This window comes from Candidatus Marithrix sp. Canyon 246, from assembly GCF_001723685.1.
In the GTDB taxonomy this organism is placed as follows: Bacteria; Pseudomonadota; Gammaproteobacteria; order Beggiatoales; family Beggiatoaceae; genus Marithrix.
The window spans coordinates 90,549-106,763 of record NZ_MCBX01000003.1 but is presented as its reverse complement, the minus strand read 5'-3'; the positions used below and the strand labels follow the sequence as shown (position 1 = coordinate 106,763).

General features: G+C 33.8%; 20 protein-coding genes. 8 read left to right on the top strand and 12 right to left on the bottom strand.

The features are described from left to right. Nucleotides 1–5 precede the first annotated feature (5 nt). Nucleotides 6–1,319, bottom strand: a complete 1,314-nt coding sequence (locus BHU68_RS03000) for a sigma-54 interaction domain-containing protein (RefSeq protein WP_216092617.1) — start codon at nucleotides 1,317–1,319, stop codon at nucleotides 6–8. A gap of 198 nt (nucleotides 1,320–1,517) precedes the next feature. Between BHU68_RS03000 and cydP the strand changes: the two genes are divergently transcribed. Genes cydP through BHU68_RS02980 form a run of 5 tightly spaced genes read left to right on the top strand, consistent with a single transcriptional unit; the run spans nucleotide 1,518 to nucleotide 4,980 of the window. Beyond that, nucleotides 1,518–1,682: a cytochrome oxidase putative small subunit CydP gene (gene cydP, locus BHU68_RS17085; protein ID WP_171899467.1), complete on the top strand. Its 165-nt coding sequence runs from the start codon at nucleotides 1,518–1,520 to the stop codon at nucleotides 1,680–1,682. Then, the gene (locus BHU68_RS02995) at nucleotides 1,679–3,253 is read left to right on the top strand and encodes a cytochrome ubiquinol oxidase subunit I (protein WP_069470511.1); all 1,575 of its coding nucleotides are present in this window, start codon (nucleotides 1,679–1,681) and stop codon (nucleotides 3,251–3,253) included. The genes cydP and BHU68_RS02995 overlap by 4 nt, the downstream gene beginning before the upstream one ends. Continuing rightward, a complete protein-coding gene (gene cydB / locus BHU68_RS02990) occupies nucleotides 3,250–4,392 on the top strand; it encodes a cytochrome d ubiquinol oxidase subunit II (RefSeq protein WP_069470512.1) in 1,143 nt (380 codons plus the stop codon). The genes BHU68_RS02995 and cydB overlap by 4 nt, the downstream gene beginning before the upstream one ends. Nucleotides 4,393–4,407: 15 nt before the next feature. Then, nucleotides 4,408–4,515, top strand: coding sequence for a cytochrome bd-I oxidase subunit CydX (gene cydX / locus BHU68_RS02985; protein WP_069470513.1), 108 nt, complete (start codon nucleotides 4,408–4,410; stop codon nucleotides 4,513–4,515). A 45-nt stretch (nucleotides 4,516–4,560) separates the two neighbouring features. Beyond that, nucleotides 4,561–4,980 (top strand): phosphate-starvation-inducible protein PsiE, encoded by a 420-nt coding sequence (locus BHU68_RS02980; RefSeq protein ID WP_069470514.1) that lies wholly within the window; start codon nucleotides 4,561–4,563, stop codon nucleotides 4,978–4,980. Nucleotides 4,981–5,046: 66 nt separating this feature from the next. Here the strand turns inward: BHU68_RS02980 and BHU68_RS18230 are convergent, their stop codons facing one another. The 7 genes from BHU68_RS18230 to moaA are packed head-to-tail and all read right to left on the bottom strand — an operon-like array spanning nucleotide 5,047 to nucleotide 11,400. Then, nucleotides 5,047–5,274, bottom strand: a complete 228-nt coding sequence (locus tag BHU68_RS18230; RefSeq protein ID WP_069470515.1) for a type II toxin-antitoxin system HicA family toxin — start codon at nucleotides 5,272–5,274, stop codon at nucleotides 5,047–5,049. After that, on the bottom strand, nucleotides 5,271–5,483 hold the full coding sequence (locus tag BHU68_RS02970) for a type II toxin-antitoxin system HicB family antitoxin (RefSeq protein WP_069470516.1): 213 nt from the start codon (nucleotides 5,481–5,483) through the stop codon (nucleotides 5,271–5,273). The genes BHU68_RS18230 and BHU68_RS02970 overlap by 4 nt, the downstream gene beginning before the upstream one ends. 3 nt (nucleotides 5,484–5,486) lie before the next feature. Further along, the gene (locus BHU68_RS02965; RefSeq protein ID WP_069470517.1) at nucleotides 5,487–5,942 is read right to left on the bottom strand and encodes a TRAP transporter small permease; all 456 of its coding nucleotides are present in this window, start codon (nucleotides 5,940–5,942) and stop codon (nucleotides 5,487–5,489) included. Beyond that, a complete protein-coding gene (locus tag BHU68_RS02960; RefSeq protein WP_069470518.1) occupies nucleotides 5,933–6,967 on the bottom strand; it encodes a methyltransferase domain-containing protein in 1,035 nt (344 codons plus the stop codon). Before BHU68_RS02960 ends, BHU68_RS02965 begins: the two co-directional genes overlap by 10 nt. Continuing rightward, entirely contained in the window at nucleotides 6,967–9,138 is a 2,172-nt protein-coding gene (gspD, locus tag BHU68_RS02955) for a type II secretion system secretin GspD (protein ID WP_069470519.1), read from the bottom strand. Before gspD ends, BHU68_RS02960 begins: the two co-directional genes overlap by 1 nt. 13 nt (nucleotides 9,139–9,151) lie before the next feature. Further along, nucleotides 9,152–10,357 (bottom strand): type II secretion system F family protein, encoded by a 1,206-nt coding sequence (locus BHU68_RS02950; protein ID WP_069470520.1) that lies wholly within the window; start codon nucleotides 10,355–10,357, stop codon nucleotides 9,152–9,154. Between the two features lie 53 nt (nucleotides 10,358–10,410). After that, the gene (gene moaA / locus BHU68_RS02945; protein WP_069470521.1) at nucleotides 10,411–11,400 is read right to left on the bottom strand and encodes a GTP 3',8-cyclase MoaA; all 990 of its coding nucleotides are present in this window, start codon (nucleotides 11,398–11,400) and stop codon (nucleotides 10,411–10,413) included. Nucleotides 11,401–11,899: 499 nt separating this feature from the next. On the opposite strand from moaA, the gene BHU68_RS02940 reads away from it, so the two are divergent. Both BHU68_RS02940 and BHU68_RS02935 read left to right on the top strand, forming a co-directional pair. After that, entirely contained in the window at nucleotides 11,900–12,379 is a 480-nt protein-coding gene (locus BHU68_RS02940; protein ID WP_069470522.1) for a Panacea domain-containing protein, read from the top strand. Continuing rightward, nucleotides 12,369–12,794, top strand: coding sequence for a hypothetical protein (locus BHU68_RS02935; protein ID WP_069470523.1), 426 nt, complete (start codon nucleotides 12,369–12,371; stop codon nucleotides 12,792–12,794). The genes BHU68_RS02940 and BHU68_RS02935 overlap by 11 nt, the downstream gene beginning before the upstream one ends. A 131-nt stretch (nucleotides 12,795–12,925) precedes the next feature. On the opposite strand, the gene BHU68_RS17495 is transcribed toward BHU68_RS02935, so the two are convergent. From BHU68_RS17495 to truA, 3 genes are all read right to left on the bottom strand, one after another. Beyond that, nucleotides 12,926–13,564, bottom strand: a complete 639-nt coding sequence (locus BHU68_RS17495; RefSeq protein ID WP_069470524.1) for an ATP-binding protein — start codon at nucleotides 13,562–13,564, stop codon at nucleotides 12,926–12,928. Next, nucleotides 13,545–13,925 (bottom strand): ATP-binding protein, encoded by a 381-nt coding sequence (locus BHU68_RS17490; RefSeq protein WP_069470525.1) that lies wholly within the window; start codon nucleotides 13,923–13,925, stop codon nucleotides 13,545–13,547. The genes BHU68_RS17495 and BHU68_RS17490 overlap by 20 nt, the downstream gene beginning before the upstream one ends. 69 nt (nucleotides 13,926–13,994) lie before the next feature. After that, nucleotides 13,995–14,729: a tRNA pseudouridine(38-40) synthase TruA gene (truA, locus tag BHU68_RS02920; RefSeq protein ID WP_171899468.1), complete on the bottom strand. Its 735-nt coding sequence runs from the start codon at nucleotides 14,727–14,729 to the stop codon at nucleotides 13,995–13,997. A gap of 45 nt (nucleotides 14,730–14,774) precedes the next feature. Between truA and folC the strand changes: the two genes are divergently transcribed. Then, nucleotides 14,775–16,010: a bifunctional tetrahydrofolate synthase/dihydrofolate synthase gene (gene folC / locus BHU68_RS02915; protein WP_069470527.1), complete on the top strand. Its 1,236-nt coding sequence runs from the start codon at nucleotides 14,775–14,777 to the stop codon at nucleotides 16,008–16,010. Here folC and xseB read toward each other — a convergent pair. Then, complete coding sequence (xseB, locus tag BHU68_RS02910; RefSeq protein ID WP_069470528.1) at nucleotides 15,947–16,150, bottom strand: exodeoxyribonuclease VII small subunit; 204 nt, start codon at nucleotides 16,148–16,150, stop codon at nucleotides 15,947–15,949. The genes folC and xseB overlap by 64 nt on opposite strands. Nucleotides 16,151–16,215 lie beyond the last annotated feature (65 nt).

The window sequence follows — 16,215 nt, the reverse complement described above, 5'->3', positions numbered from 1 at the left end:
TATCATTAAATGTTACAATTAAGTTTCTGCAATTTACGATATAAAGTTCGTTCACTAATGCCCAACTTTTGAGCTAATTCTGCTTTATCACCATCAAAAGATTTTACTGCCCATTGTAAATATTCTTGTTCTACACTTTGTAGTGGCTTTATAGCTGCGGAAACTGGTGAATTTTCAAGTTTTTTTGTAAGTTTGCTACATTCTTCAGGTAAATATTCAGGCAAAATTATATTTTGATCTGTTAATAAACTAGCGCGTTCTAAAATGTTGCGTAATTCCCTAATATTACCCGGAAATTCATAGTGTAATAATATTGATAATGTTTTGTTATGTAAGGATAATTTACGTTTAGGAGCTATAATTTGTAATTGGTTTTCAATTAATAAAGGTAAATCTTCACGTCGTTCACGTAATGGAGGTAACTTGATAGGGAAAGTACTAATGCGATAATACAAATCTTGACGAAATTTCCCTTGCTCAACCATTTGTTTTAAGTCACGATGTGTAGCACAAATTACTCTAAAATTTGCTTCTTGTGGTTCTATGCTACCAACGCGCCGATAAATACCTGTTTCTAATAAACGCAATAATTTCACTTGAAGGCTTAAAGGAATATCTCCAATTTCATCCAGAAATAAAGTTCCACCTTTTGCTGCTTCAACTAAACCTTGCTTATTATTATATGCTCCAGTAAATGCGCCTTTTTGATGTCCAAATAATTCACTTTCAAATAAATTTTCAGATAAACCTGAACATTCAACAGGTATAAATGCTTCTTGCGCTCTAGCACTTGTACCGTGTATAGCTTGAGCAACTACTTCCTTACCTGTACCAGATTCACCTAATAATAAAACCGTAGCATTACTAGCAGCCACTCTTGTAATTAAATCTAATATTTTCCTAAAAGCTGCGCTATTGCCCAATAAACCTTTAGTTTTAGCATTAGGCGTAGCAACTTTAGTGCAACGCATGATTTCAAGTAAATAAATAATATCATTATCATCATTGTATATAGGTAAGGTTTCTACTTCTACATGAGTTTCTCCATGTGGAGTGTGGTGTAAATGTAAAACATGTTGTGGTTTTTTAGATCTTAATGTTTCTTTTAATGGGCAAGTTTCTCCAGATAGATCACAAGGTTTATCATATTGATGGGAAACTTCATAGCAATGACTATGTTTTAATAAAATATCCTTACCATATAAACGCTTATAAGCATCATTGGCTGCTAAAATTTGATAATTGGTGCTGAGTAAAGTGGCTGGTTCTGAAAAATACTGCAATAGTGTCAGAACTTCCCCAGAAATAATAGGTAACACGACATAACTCCTGATAATATTGTCATTTAATGACAATATTATATGTCATAACTGACAATATTACAAATTAATTACACAATGATATTTTGTGGTTTTGAAGTAAGAACTTGATTAAAAACCTATGTTAATCACAGCTATTTCACTAGCTGGCATAAATATTGTCAATATATATTATTTGCGTCTAATATAGGAAACAATATGTATAAGTTTTTTCAAAGACCATTAATACGTGAATTAATAATAGTGTTAGCAATTAAAGTATTAATTCTTTATTTTTTAAAAATAACTTTTTTTAATAATCCAGTTGCCATATCATGGCAAGCACCTGATATTGATAAAGTTTTATTAGGAGAAAATTTATGATTGATGAAAGCGTGGTTGACTTGTCACGTCTTCAATTTGCCATTACGGCAATGTATCACTTCTTATTTGTACCCCTAACTTTAGGGTTGTCATTCTTAATGGCGATTATGGAATCTGTTTATGTAATGACTAATAAACAGATTTATAGAGATATGACAATGTTTTGGGGTAAATTGTTCGCAATTAACTTCGCACTTGGTGTAACTACTGGTTTGACACTGGAATTCCAGTTTGGAACCAATTGGGCTTATTATTCCCATTATGTAGGTGATATTTTTGGCGCACCTTTAGCCATTGAAGGCATGATGGCTTTCTTTTTAGAATCGACTATGATCGGTCTGTTTTTCTTCGGTTGGGATCGTTTAAGTAAGCGTAAACATTTAATGGTGACATGGTTAATTGCCTTTGCTTCTAATATGTCTGCATTATGGATTTTGATTGCAAACGGTTGGATGCAAAATCCAGTTGGTGCTGAATTTAACTATGAAACCATGCGTATGGAATTAACTAGCTTTGCTCAGGTTATTTTTAACCCTGTCGCTCAAGTTAAATTTGTTCATACTGTAGCTGCTGGATATGTTACTGCTTCTATTTTTGTGTTAGGTATCAGTGCTTATTATATGCTGAAAAAACGCGATTTAGCCTTTGCTACCCGCTCCTTTGCAGTAGCTTCTGGTTTTGGTTTAGCTTCTATACTTTCAGTGATTATCTTAGGCGACGAAAGTGGTTATAACGCTGGTGAAGTTCAAAAAGTAAAATTAGCTGCTATAGAAGCTGAATGGCATACAGAAGAAGCACCTGCTGCATTTACTGCTTTTGGATTCCCCAATCAAGAAACACAACATACTGATTACGCTCTTAAAATACCATATGTAATGGGTATTATTGCAACTCGTTCTATTAGTCATGAAGTGACAGGAATTAAAGACTTAATTAAAATTAACGAGGGGCGTATTCGTCAAGGTATGATTGCTTATGGTTTATTTAAACAGCTACGTAAAGAGCTTAAACAAGAAGGCAAAGTGCGTGAAGAAACTAAAGCTAAGTTTGAAAAATATAAGCATGAGTTAGGTTATGGTTTATTATTGAAAAAATATACCGTAAATGTAGTTGACGCAACTGAAGAGCAAATTAAGAAAGCTGCACTTGATACTATTCCACCAGTTGCACCTCTATTTTGGGCATTTCGCGTTATGGTGGCATCAGGCTTCTTAATGTTATTATTGTTCTTATTAGCTTTCTACTTTACAGCTAAACGTACAATTGTTAATCAACGTTGGTTATTATGGAGTGCATTATTTGCCATACCTTTACCTTGGATAGCCTGTGAAATGGGTTGGATTGTCGCAGAAGTTGGCAGACAACCTTGGACTATTGGTGGAATATTACCTACACATTTAAGTGTTTCAACGCGAACTGTTGGCGAATTATATTTTAGTATAGGTGGTTTTATTGCTTTTTATACCTTGTTATTAGTAGTTGAAATGTATTTGATGTTTAAATATGCTCGACTTGGTCCAAGTAGCTTACATACTGGACGCTATCATTTTGAAAATGGAGCAAGTAAATGATATTTGATTATGACACTTTAAAACTTATTACATGGCTACTTGTAGGTGTATTGCTAATTAGCTTTGCACTTATGGATGGTTTTGATATGGGTGTCGGCGCTTTATTACCCTTTCTAGGAAAAACTGATGAGGAACGTCGTGTGATTATTAATTCTATCGGCGCGACTTGGGAAGGTAATCAAGTCTGGTTTGTTACCGCGGCTGGAGCCATCTTTGCTGCATGGCCTATTGTTTATGCGGTCTCATTTTCCGGCTTTTATATAGCATTGTTATTAACATTATTTGCTTTATTTTTCCGTCCAGTTGGTTTTGATTATCGTAGTAAATTAAAGGATCCCCGTTGGAGATCAACATGGGATTGGGGCTTGTTTATAGGCGGTTTCGTACCTCCATTGATATTTGGGATTGCCTTTGGTAATTTATTACAAGGGGTGCCATTCCATTTTGATGATGAGTTACGTTCCTTTTATACCGGTAGTTTTTGGGGATTATTAAATCCATTTGCCTTATTAGCAGGTATTGTTAGTCTGACCATGTTAATCATGCATGGTGCTGTTTATTTGCAAATACGTACTACCGATGTTATTTATGATCGTTGTAAAAAAGCAGTCAAACTATTTGGTCTAATATTTATAGTTAGCTTTGCTATAGCTGGTGTATGGATCGCTTATGGTATTGATGGTTTTAAAGTTATTTCAATGCCAGCACTTGATGCTTTATCAAATCCTTTAGCAAAAACTGTTGAAATTGCTCCCGGAGCATGGATGAGTAATTATGAAACATATTCTTGGTCAATGTTATTTCCAGCATTAGCATTTTTAGGTGCTATTATAGCTATATTTTGGTCAGCGTTAAATGCACCAGTATTAGCATTTATTGCAAGTAGTATGAGCATAGTTGGTGTGATTATGACAGCCGGCATGGCGATGTTTCCATTTGTAATGCCATCCAGCACTAATCCTAATCATAGCTTGATTGTTTGGGATTCTGCTTCTAGCTATCTGACTTTGACAATTATATTTTGGGCTAGCGTAATATTTATCCCTCTAATAATATTTTATACTAGTTGGGTATATAGTGTATTACGTGGTAAAATTACAGTACAACATATTCGTGATACTGAACACACATCATACTAAGAGGAAATAATAATTATGTGGTATTTTGCTTGGATATTAGGAGTATTATTAGCCAGTTCAATAGGTATCATTAATCTATTATGGTTAGAAGCTGAAGAGAATTTGGAAGCAAATTCTGATTAATTAGAAACCTGACAGGTTTTTAAAACCTGTCAGGTTTTATTATATATGAGAAATACTAAATCATTTAATTACATAGAAAAAGCAGGCGATGTATTAGTCGAACTATTTCACACCGTTGGATTATTTGTGGTTGGAGGAACTGTAGTTTGGTCAGCAGTTCATGCTTATATAGGTATAATGCACCAATCACATGCTGGGTTAGATGATATTCTACTATTATTCATCTACCTAGAATTAGGTGCGATGATCGGCATTTATTTTAAGACTCACCGCTTACCAGTAAGATTCTTAATCTATATAGCAATTACAGCTTTAACTAGACTGCTTGCAATTGATATAAAAACATTGCCAAATGAATCAATTATAACGCTGACCATTGCTATTTTCATTCTTACATTAGCAGAATTAGTGTTACGGTTTGGTAATATGAAATTTAGTCGGGAAAATGAAGATGGGGATTGTTGAATTAAATCCCCCCCTAACCCCCTTTTTTTCAAAGGGGGGGATTTATTGTCGTTCTAGGAACATTCCTTAGTTTAATAGCTCAATAAATTCTTTAACTGTCAACCCTGCTTGGCTTATTATGGCACGAAGTGTTCCTTTAGCAACTTCATTGTGATCTGGAACTACAAGTCGCCTATGAGGGTATTCTATTTCTCTTAACACTATATGACTACCCCTCTGTCTATCTTTTTCGTAACCGATTTTACTTAGCGCATAGACAACTTTACGCCCAGAAACACAAGGCAAACTGCTCACGCTGCTACCTCCACCAATTCTTCATAAATTGAAGGCGGAATTGGTTCATCATATGCTTGTAAGCTTTCTAAATAAACGGCAATGGCTTCTTCAATATTCTTTAATGCTTCTTTTCTGGTTTCTCCTTGTGATAAACACCCCGGCAAAGAAGGAACTTGAACCACAAACATGCCATCTTCATCTACTTCAACTAATACACGATATTTCATTTTTTATTCCTTGTTAAATATCACTTCCACAAAGCGAAAAAACAGTAACAGAAATCCAATGGGTAATATACTATAAATAATCCATTGTTTAATCGGTAAGTCTTCGGCACCTATACCTAGTTCATAAAATTTATAAACGTATTCTAATCCACCGATAAATATCAGCACACAATAAAGGATACATAATAAAGCGGCTACAATGGCAAAAATTCTTTGCCATTTATTGGATAATAATCTGGTAACAACGTCAACTCCAATATGCCCTCTAACGCGCACACCGTAAGACATTCCAAATAAAACTAACCAAGCAAATAAATATGTAGTTAATTCCAATGCCCATACTGCGCCGCTATTAAAAAAATAGCGTGCTATAACTTGAGAAAATGTTATTAATGTCATAGCCGCTAACAGTAAGGCAATCAAATGTTCTTCTAAGCGATTAAGCCTTTTTAGCAACATCCGCCACCCCCGCTAAATGGAACACTAGTTCCACAATCTTCAAAAATGCCATAATGTGTATCCCAATTGCCAATAAATTCAAAATGAACTGCAAAGCGGCTATCATGTAACATTTGATATGTATTCCCACAAACTGGAAAAACTTTCCCAATTTCAATAACATGGTGTTGATCTAATGTAAATACATGTTCATTATGTGGAACCGTACCTTTATAAATTACCGCTTGCCCATAATCTTCACAAGCAGTTTCTAAATTCGGCAATTTAAACAGGCGATATGTAGCAGAATAAAAATTAATATTTCCTAATAAATCAGCTACAGATTGATTATTAATAGCCAAAGTTCGATCTTCTACTAAACGTGGATCTTTAAATCCCGCCGCTTTAGCTAATCTGATAAAATCATTCCAATATAAAGCACCACTTAAACATTCTCCATATAATACAGGATCTTTCGTAAGAGTTTCTGGCACCCGCCTATCAGCATAAACATCAGAAAAGTACAATTCACCACCGGGTTTTAAGACTCGATAAGCTTCACGTAGTACAGATTCTTTATCTGGTGATAGATTAATAACACAATTTGAAATGATAATATCAAAACTATTATCAGCTAAACCTAATTCATCTAAACGCTCAATATAACCATGCTTAAATTCAATATTAGCTTTCTGATAAGCGTATTTTTCTGTGTGGTAATCAATATATTTATTAGCAACATCAAGTTGCTCAGTTGTCATATCAACACCAACAACATAACCATTTTCACCAACTAAGCGCGATAAAACATAACAATCTCGCCCAGAGCCTGAACCTAAATCCAAAATACGCATAGCATCTAACTGTTCTGGCGCGACTAAGCCACAACCATAATAACGCGCCATGACTTCATCATGCACATCAGCAAGAGCAGTTTTTATATAAGCAGGTATATTGCTATCAGTGCAACAAGCATCAGTTTTTAAATCTTGTGAACTTTGTAATGTTTTGCCGTAATATTCTTCAACTTGCTTATGTGTGTTCATTAATTATTTTTTCTCTGTTGTGGTAGATCAGCTATTTCACCAACAAATACATATTCGTTGTTTAATAATTTTGCTATTTTTTTCATTTGTCGTTTGAAATTTTGTATAATTGGACTATTATCTACTGCTGGATCAACTATTTGAGGTACAATGATTAATACTAATTCGGTACGCTTATTATCTAAATCGCTTGTAGAAAAAACTTTATCACCTATAACTGGTATATCTCTTAAACCGGGAATACTTTGTTTATTATCTTTATTAATGGTTTCAATTAAACCACCAATAATAATCGCGCTACGATCACGTACAACTACATGTGTTTCTATCTTACGTTGAATAAAAGATTGTAACTGTTTTTCAGTTCTCAGATCCCCTAGTTGCGATAGTTCTTGATATATTTTCATATTAATAATACCATCATCATTAATACGAGGTGTGACTTTGACAGTAATCCCTACATCTTTATATTGGACACTTTGAGTTGGTTGAACACCAACCGCCCCAGTAGTAAGATCGCCTAAATATGGCTCATTAGCACCAACATTAATTGAAGCTTCTTCATTATTACGTACTAATAATGAAGGGCGCGATAAGATACGAGTCTGATTATGTGTTGAAATTACATTTAACAATGCATTTATGCTACCTGCTAAATGATTAAGAACTAAACCTGAAGCTGAACCTACCTTAAACTCAGTGCCAATATAGCTACGCTGAACTGTATCGCCGCTGCCTTCTCTAGCGTTCCCACCAAACATATAACTCCAATCAATACCAAACTTATTAACTTCACTTAAACCAACTTCTGCAATTACTACATTTATCAATACTTCTTTCGGTATTTGATCAAGTACAGCAATAGTTTCTAATAATTGTCTATATTCTTTAGCTGTTGCCCGTATCAATAAGCTATTTGTCGCTTCATCAGCAACTATAGTAATATCTAATTCTGCTGACACAGGTAATAAACCATAACCCGGAGGTGCTAAAGGTGGATTAGTTATAGCAGTTTGATTCTGTTGTTGACGTAATTCCCGTTGTCTTTTTTCTTCAGCGGCTTTTTTATCAGTGATTTTAAAAGCCGCTGATAAAGTAGTTTGTAATTTTTTAGCTTCTAAGTTTTTTACTTTATAAACAAATAACTGTTGAGTTATATCTGGAGTTCTTTCATCTAAAATCTGAACCCATGAAGCTACTTTACTAAAACCACTACGAGGTGGAGCAACTACTAATAAAGCATTAACACGCTCTAAAGCAATAACTTGATAAGTTGATTTGGTATTACCTGACATAGCTTTTAAAATTTTATCTAGTTCCGCTTGAACTTCAGTCGCTTTAGAATTATACAAACGAAATAAACGCATTCCACGATGTAAAAAAGGATCAGCATCTATAACCTTAATTAACTTGTTAATACGCTTTAATCTTGCCGGTGTAGTTACAATCCCAATAAAATTTAAACCGGGTAATGCTACTATACGCCCCTTTGGTTTCAATAATGGATCAATAACATTTTTCACTGCATCCGCTGTAATATAACGTAAAGGAGTAACTTGCATTACCTCTTCAAACGAAGTAGCAGTTAATGTTTCTGGAATCATACCAACTGTATCTGGTAAATGTTCAGGTTTGGTTTTCTTGACATAATAAACATTACCTTTCCTCTCCATTGTAATCTCAGCATCCCTTAATAACATTTGTAACAATGGCCATAAATCCTTTTTAGTCAAAGGTTTATCTTTAGCTGTGCGTATTGTCACCTTCTCAGTAATTTTGGGATCAATAATTATACCTATACCCAAAGCGTCACTAAGAATTTGTAGAACTTGCCGCAAAGCAACTTGATCAAAATCCAAATTAATTGGATCATCGTCAGATAAATCTATATCTGGTAAATTGATATTATGCTCAGTAATAGTAGTAACTATCGGTAATTGCCCTTTTTGATTGATGCCCAGTAAAGATTGAGGCTGAGAAGTAGGCAATTCTGCTATTAGTGGCTGAGTTCTAGGAGTTTTAGTAACTACAGCTGCATCAAACATCGCCAATTCTTCTGCACTAACTCTAGATTTTTGTGGTTGTGGTTGTTGCGGTCTTGCAGTGCAAGCTAGCAATATGCTACTAGATAACAACACTACAATAATTTGTTTTTCTAAATTACAATACATATACTTTAATTAATTAATAATTGACTTCATTTATACTAAATATTGCAGATAACATAATAATAACTATTGAACCTACAACAATTCCTAATATTAAAATCATTAATGGTTCCAATAAATCTACCAAACGTGAGGTTTGTTGTTTAACATAAGTATCAAATGTTGCTGCTAATTTATCTAAAATCTCAGCCGTGCGCCCTGATTCTTCACCAACTATAACCAGTTGCGCTAATAATACTGGAAATTTAGCTTGATTTACCAGAGCTTTTCCTAAACTAGTACCACCACGTACAGTTTCTTCTATTTGGGCTAAACTTTTGGTAAGTACCTGATTTTCCATAACACCACGAGCAATATGTAAGGCTTTTAATAAAGGAATGCCTGCTCCAAGTAATGCGCCCAAGGTACGACAAAAACGTGAAGTTTCTGCTTGTAAAATCAGGCTACCAAGCAAGGGTAAAGATAATAACATAGTATCGCGTTTGAAACGCCGCTCAGGTGTAGAGTCTAATTGTCGCCACCAATACCCAATTAAAATTGGCACCGCCACTAAAGTCCATCCATAATGGACTAACCAATCACTTAAAGCCAATAAAAACGCGGCTGAAGCTGGAATATTAGATCCCATATCTTCAAATAAAGTAGCAAATGATGGTACTACAAATACCAATAACATAATTACACTAAGTATGCCAACCACTCCTAAAATGATAGGATAAATTAAGGATGATAAAATCGAACGCTTAGCCTTATCCGCAGCTTCCATAAAGTCTGCTAATTTAGGCAATAAAGTTTCTAAGATACCGCCTTCCTCACCAGCGTGTACCATATTGATATACATTTTGGAAAAAATATCAGGGCGTGTTTGTAAAGCATCGGCTAAAGTTTTACCATCTTTAACATCGCGCCGTAAATCTTCAATTAGTTGTTGAACAACTTGCTTTTCGGTTAAACCTTGCAATAGCCCTAAAGCTCTATCTAAAGGAACTCGCGCTTCAACCAAAGTGGTTAAGCCATTAGTAAAATCAATGATGTCATCATTTTTAATGGTTTGTCGCTTGAAAAAACTACCCTGAGCGGCTTGTTTTTCGATTTTTAAAGGAATTAACTGCTTACTTTGTAAGGTATTAACAACTTCCTGCTCAGTTTCAGCAGAAATTTGCCCTTCTTGAACTTTACCTGCTGCATCACAGGCTTGATAATGGAATTGATGAATTGCCAAAAGATGCCTCTTTTAAAAAAATATATAAACTATAATACAAGTATATATCAAGATTATCCACCCGTCATATTCATATAACGTATAATTTCTGGAGATTGATTTATATCAAAATCATGCCCCTTGGGTTTTATATCCATTGCATTAATTATGGCTTGTTTGACTAATGACATATTGTCAGGATTAGCTCGTATTATATGTTTTAAGTCAATTGAGTGTTCTTGCCCTAAACATAATAATAAACGCCCTTCTGTTGTTAAGCGTACTCGATTACAAGTGTCACAAAAATTATGGCTATGAGGAGAAATAAAGCCAACGCGGGTGTTTGTATCTATTACATTATAATACTTAGATGGTCCACCCGTATTCTTTATACTTTCAATTAATGTATATGATTTTTCAAGCTTTTTTAAAACTTGTTGATTAGAATAAAAAGTCTCAGAACGTTGATGATCACTTACAACTCCTAATGGCATTTCTTCAATAAAACTAATATCTATAGCTTTATCTATAGCAAATGCTACTAAATCATTGATTTCATCATCATTACGATTTTTTAAAATAACAGTATTTAATTTTATAGCTTCAAATCCTGCATTTATAGCGGCATCAATACCAGCCAATACTTGATCAAGTTTAGCTACACGAGTCATTTTTTCAAATCGTTCAGCTTTTAAACTATCAAGACTAATATTAATACGTTTAACACCAGCGGCTCGTAATTGTTCAGCCATTTTTGTTAATTGCGAACCATTAGTAGTTATAACTAACTCTGTTAAGCCGCTTAATTTTCCTAAGCTTTGTAATAAAGTTAAAATATTATTACGTACTAGCGGCTCACCACCAGTAATTCTAATTTTATTTACTCCAAGCTCTACAAAAGCACGCCCTAAAAATTCTAATTCTTCTAAAGTTAAAACTTGATTACGCGGTAAAAATCGCATTTTCTCAGTCATACAATAAACACACCGAAAATCACAACGATCTGTAACTGACATGCGTAAGTAGGTAACTTTTCTATTAAAATTGTCTATTAATTTAGTCATTGTTTATTATAGCATAAGAATACTTATTGATTGGTCAGGTAAGTAGGCGGCGGCAGCAAATAATTAAAAAATAATCAACGCAACAAAAGCATAGTTAAACTGCGTTTAGTTCAAAACTAATAAGTTCTTTGAGTAATTGATTACATATAACTACGCTATCAAAATTATATCTGTATTCTTCAGCACAGACTGTAATCACCATTAAATCACTGCGATATTTTGATTTGTTTGTTTTAAATGCGGTTGCTTGAATAACTTCTTCTAATAATTTATTGAGTTTATGTGATTTAGAATATGAGCCAAACTGGCTTTAGGTAAATGTTGATTAATCCAATCCTCACGAAGTTAATTCCATAATTGGTATTTTCCATTTCAGTTCTTGAATCATTATTATAACATAAGCTATAATCACCTCAAATATTATAGACAAATGTAAATTTACAAGTTAAAATATTATGAATATGTCAAAATGTTAAATCTTCATTATTGAGACACACAAATGAAAACACCCGCTTTAAAAAAATTACAAGAAATCATTGCACATTGTATTGCAGATGGTGCCATGAAAGATGGAAAAATTACGAAAACTAAACTGGCGAAATTGGTTTATCTAGCAGATTTTGCAATGTTTTATAAATTTTTAACTCCCATGACCGGATTTGAATATAAAAAGTTGCCATATGGTCCAGTAACTGTAGAATTTTTCTCAGTATTAGAATATATGATTGCTCATGGCATTGCACTAGAAGAAAAAAAAGGAGTGGCTAATCTTATTTCTCTAATAGAAGAACCAGAAAGGGAATTGCTCAACGAATCAGAAATTGAATTAATTCGGGAAATTGCTAAGAAATGGTGTCAGCACAATACGGAAAGTATTGTTGATTTCACACATGAACAGTTACCATGGAAAATTTCACGAGATAATGAAGTTATTCCTTATGAACTGATTACTCAAGAGGAACCGAAGAATGTTTATTAAAGACATTGATTTCAATGTGAGTTTTTCTGAGTATTCTAAAAAACATTATCAAAATAAATTTAAGAAAAAATATACCAAGGGGTGGGAAATAACAGAAAAAGCGATTATAGAATCTCTTAAGCGAATTTATCGCTTAAAAGATACAGATCGTTTAGATTGTATTAAATTTTGTGATTCCTATGGTTTATTTAAATTTGATTTTGCAGTTGCGGGAACACAGAAATCTCCCAAAAAATCTGGAAATAGAATTATTCTATTTTTAGATAATGATGCAGAATATATTAATATACTGCTTATATACCACAAAGACTACTTAGAAAAGCGTCGTTCAGAAACGGTAGCATGGAAATATTTAATCAAAAATAATTTTCCAGATATTTGGAAAAAACTTTTCAATAATCAAGATAATCTCTGATAAGACACCGTCTAGGAATAAATTTCAATTAAGACATCCTGTTAATTCTTAAATTCTGTAAATTCTGATTCAGACAAGTTTATTTCCATAATCCGTTATATGTAAATACGGCTTATAAAATTAAGATATTTTTATGCCCAATAAGGCAAATATTGAAAATTACGTTTAGCTTCAGGATTTGATAAGCGAAGCAAAGATTTTTCACAAGTTTGTCCAATGACTTGTTTAGCCGCATTATCGCTACAGCGTAAGCGTTGGCGCAAAGAAGTTCTTGTCATATAGCTTTTATTTATATATTTCAAACCAGCATGAAAATAACAAGTCATGATTCGTTCTTCTCGATTCATTTTTGCAAAAGTTTTGGTTGCTGAAAGCGTAACACGAGTATGTTTTTCTAGTACTTCAAACTGTGGTGCAGGTAAATGATAATGATGTTTTTCAATCGCTTGCATTATTTTATCAATACCACTACCACGTTCTTCACAAACTTCAATACGCCGCAAAAAAGCCGCTAATGGTTCATTACGCGACTGAGGCGGAGTGTCTAAAAAACGTTGAGGATCAACTAATGGTTTACCTGTATTGGTCATTTCTATACGATGTTTTCTAATCATTTTTTCGGCTTCCAACTGTTGCAGAATACCGTTTTTATTACTAGGTAAATTTTGTGCTGTTAAATCAAAATAAGCAGGATAATCTAAACAAATTAAGACTTCATCAGCGTTTAGATTATTGAGAGCAATTTGATGTTCAAAAGGGGGTTTTATCAAATAAACGCCATAATTTACGTTCTTTTTCTGGAAAATCTTTAAGTCGTTTTTTATAACTTCCTATACGAATATACGCCGTGCCTTTAAACTTAACTGGTTCATGATTAGCACAATTAATTTCCAAAATAACCACTGGTTGATCATTTGCAAGCAGTTCAAAAAAACGAAATTCTATTTTGGGATTGAACAAGCGTAATAACCAACTCTCTAGTTCCTCATTACCTTTTTTAACACAACGGTGTTTAAAGTCGGTTCCAACAATTTCATGAGTTTGATCATCAATACCCCACACAAGTAGATGACATAATTCTGCTAATAAACTATGTAGATAACTATCTCTATCTATTCTATTTTTGTACATGTTGTTAGCTTTTGGGTTTAACGCTTAGATTTTTGGTATTTTCAAAATACTTAAAAAGTTCTTTAGATATCATCTATAATCAACACGGCAAAAATATAAACCAGTTGCTGGTGCTGTGATTCCTCCCAATTTTCTATCTCTAGCGTCTAAAACAGTTTTTGCCCATTCAGGAGCTTGTTTACCATAACCAATTGTCATCAAGACTCCTGCAATATTTCTTACCATGTGATGCAAGAAAGCGTTGGCTGATATATCTATAGTAACTTCATCATCTTTACGAACAATTTTTAAAACTGATATTGTGCGAACAGGGCTGTTTGCTTGACAGACAATGGCGCGATATGAACTAAAATCATGAGTACCTATTAAATAATTAGCCGCTATTTGCATTTTGCTAACATCTAAATTTCTATTTTCCCAAGTTATTCTATTAGCTAATATAGCTGGGCGAGTCATACGATTTAAAATCACATAACGATAGTGACGCGCTGTAGCTGAAAATCTAGCATGAAAATTATCATCAACTAATTTTGCCCATAAAATACTAATATCAGTAGGTAAATTTGCATTTGCTCCCAATATCCATGATCGCATACTACGTTCAGCCGTGACATCAATATGAACAACCTGTTCCAAAGCATGAACCCCAGTATCTGTACGCCCAGCACAAACCACCTTGACTGGATGATTAGCAACCTTAGACAAAGCCGCCTCAACACAAGCTTGCACACTAGGCGCATGATCTTGAATTTGCCAGCCACAATAATTAGTACCAGCGTATTCTATACCTAAAGCAATTCTCATAATAATAGTATATTATATCAATAATTCATAAAATTAATCATTAATATGCGTTTTAATACACTAAATCAATGGCTAAACTGGCAACAAACTCTACATCCTAAAGAAATAGAACTAGGCTTAGAACGTTGTCGTACAGTTGCTCAACGTCTAAATTTATTATCTCCAGCTTTTCCAATTATCAGCGTTGCTGGCACCAATGGTAAAGGTTCGAGCGTGATGTTTTTAGATAATATCTTATCTGCCGCTGGTTATAATATCGGTAGATATACTTCACCTCATTTATTACACTACAACGAACGTATTTGTGTTAATGGTAACACTGCTACAGATGCTGATATTTGTCAAGCTTTTGAATTAATAGATAAAGCACGTGCAGAAATTTCACTTACTTATTTTGAATTCTCAACCTTAGCCGCTGTATTAATATTTCAACAATATAAAGTTGATTTAGCCATATTAGAAGTAGGTTTAGGCGGCAGATTAGATGCAGTTAATATTTTTGATGCTGAAATTGCCTTAGTCACAGCCATTGATATTGATCATGTAGATTGGCTAGGAGATGATAGAGAAGCTATTGGCTTTGAAAAAGCTGGAATATTGCGTCAACAACGCCCAGCAGTATGTTCTGATCCTAATCCACCACAAAGTTTGATCAAACATGCTGAAAACTTACAGTCACCATTATATTGTATAAATCGTGATTTTAGTTATCCAGCTAATTTACCAGCACCAAAACTTGCCGGAGAATATCAACAACAAAATGCCGCTGGAGTTTTAATGGTATTAAAATTATTGAAGTTTCCAATTTCGGAAGCGGCAATTGAAAAAGGATTAACTACAACCACATTAGCAGGGCGTTTTCAAATATTACCCGGACCAATTACACGTATTTTAGATGTAGCACATAACCCTTTAGCAGCGCGAAAATTAGCCACTTTATTGGCAGAACAAACTTGTAAAGCTAACACCCATGCACTGATAGGAATGCTAAAAGACAAAGATATTGTTCAAGTATTAAAAACACTAATAGATTCTATTACAGAATGGCACGTAACAGACTTAAAAGCAGAACGCGCCGTTAGCAGTGGATTTATAGCAGCACAACTGAAAAATCTAGGAGTTTCTGCGATAAATAAATATCCATCTATAGACATAGCTTACAAACAAATACTATCTAATGCCAATGAAGGAGACAGAATAATTGTATTTGGATCATTTTATACAGTTGCAGCAGTTTTAGAAATAGAACAAGCCTTTTCCACCGCTTCAATACGTGCTTGACAATTTTTATAAGCCTCAGTTGCATCACCAATTAAACTAACTAATTGATCAATATCAGGTTCATCAGTTTCAGCAATGGTTTTAGCAATTTGCTTAAGTTTATTATAATTTTCTATATATGATTCTGCGGCTTGTGACATAATTAATTTTTTAACCAAAGAGGGTTTGAAAATATGAAATCATCAATTATAAACAATTAAACATT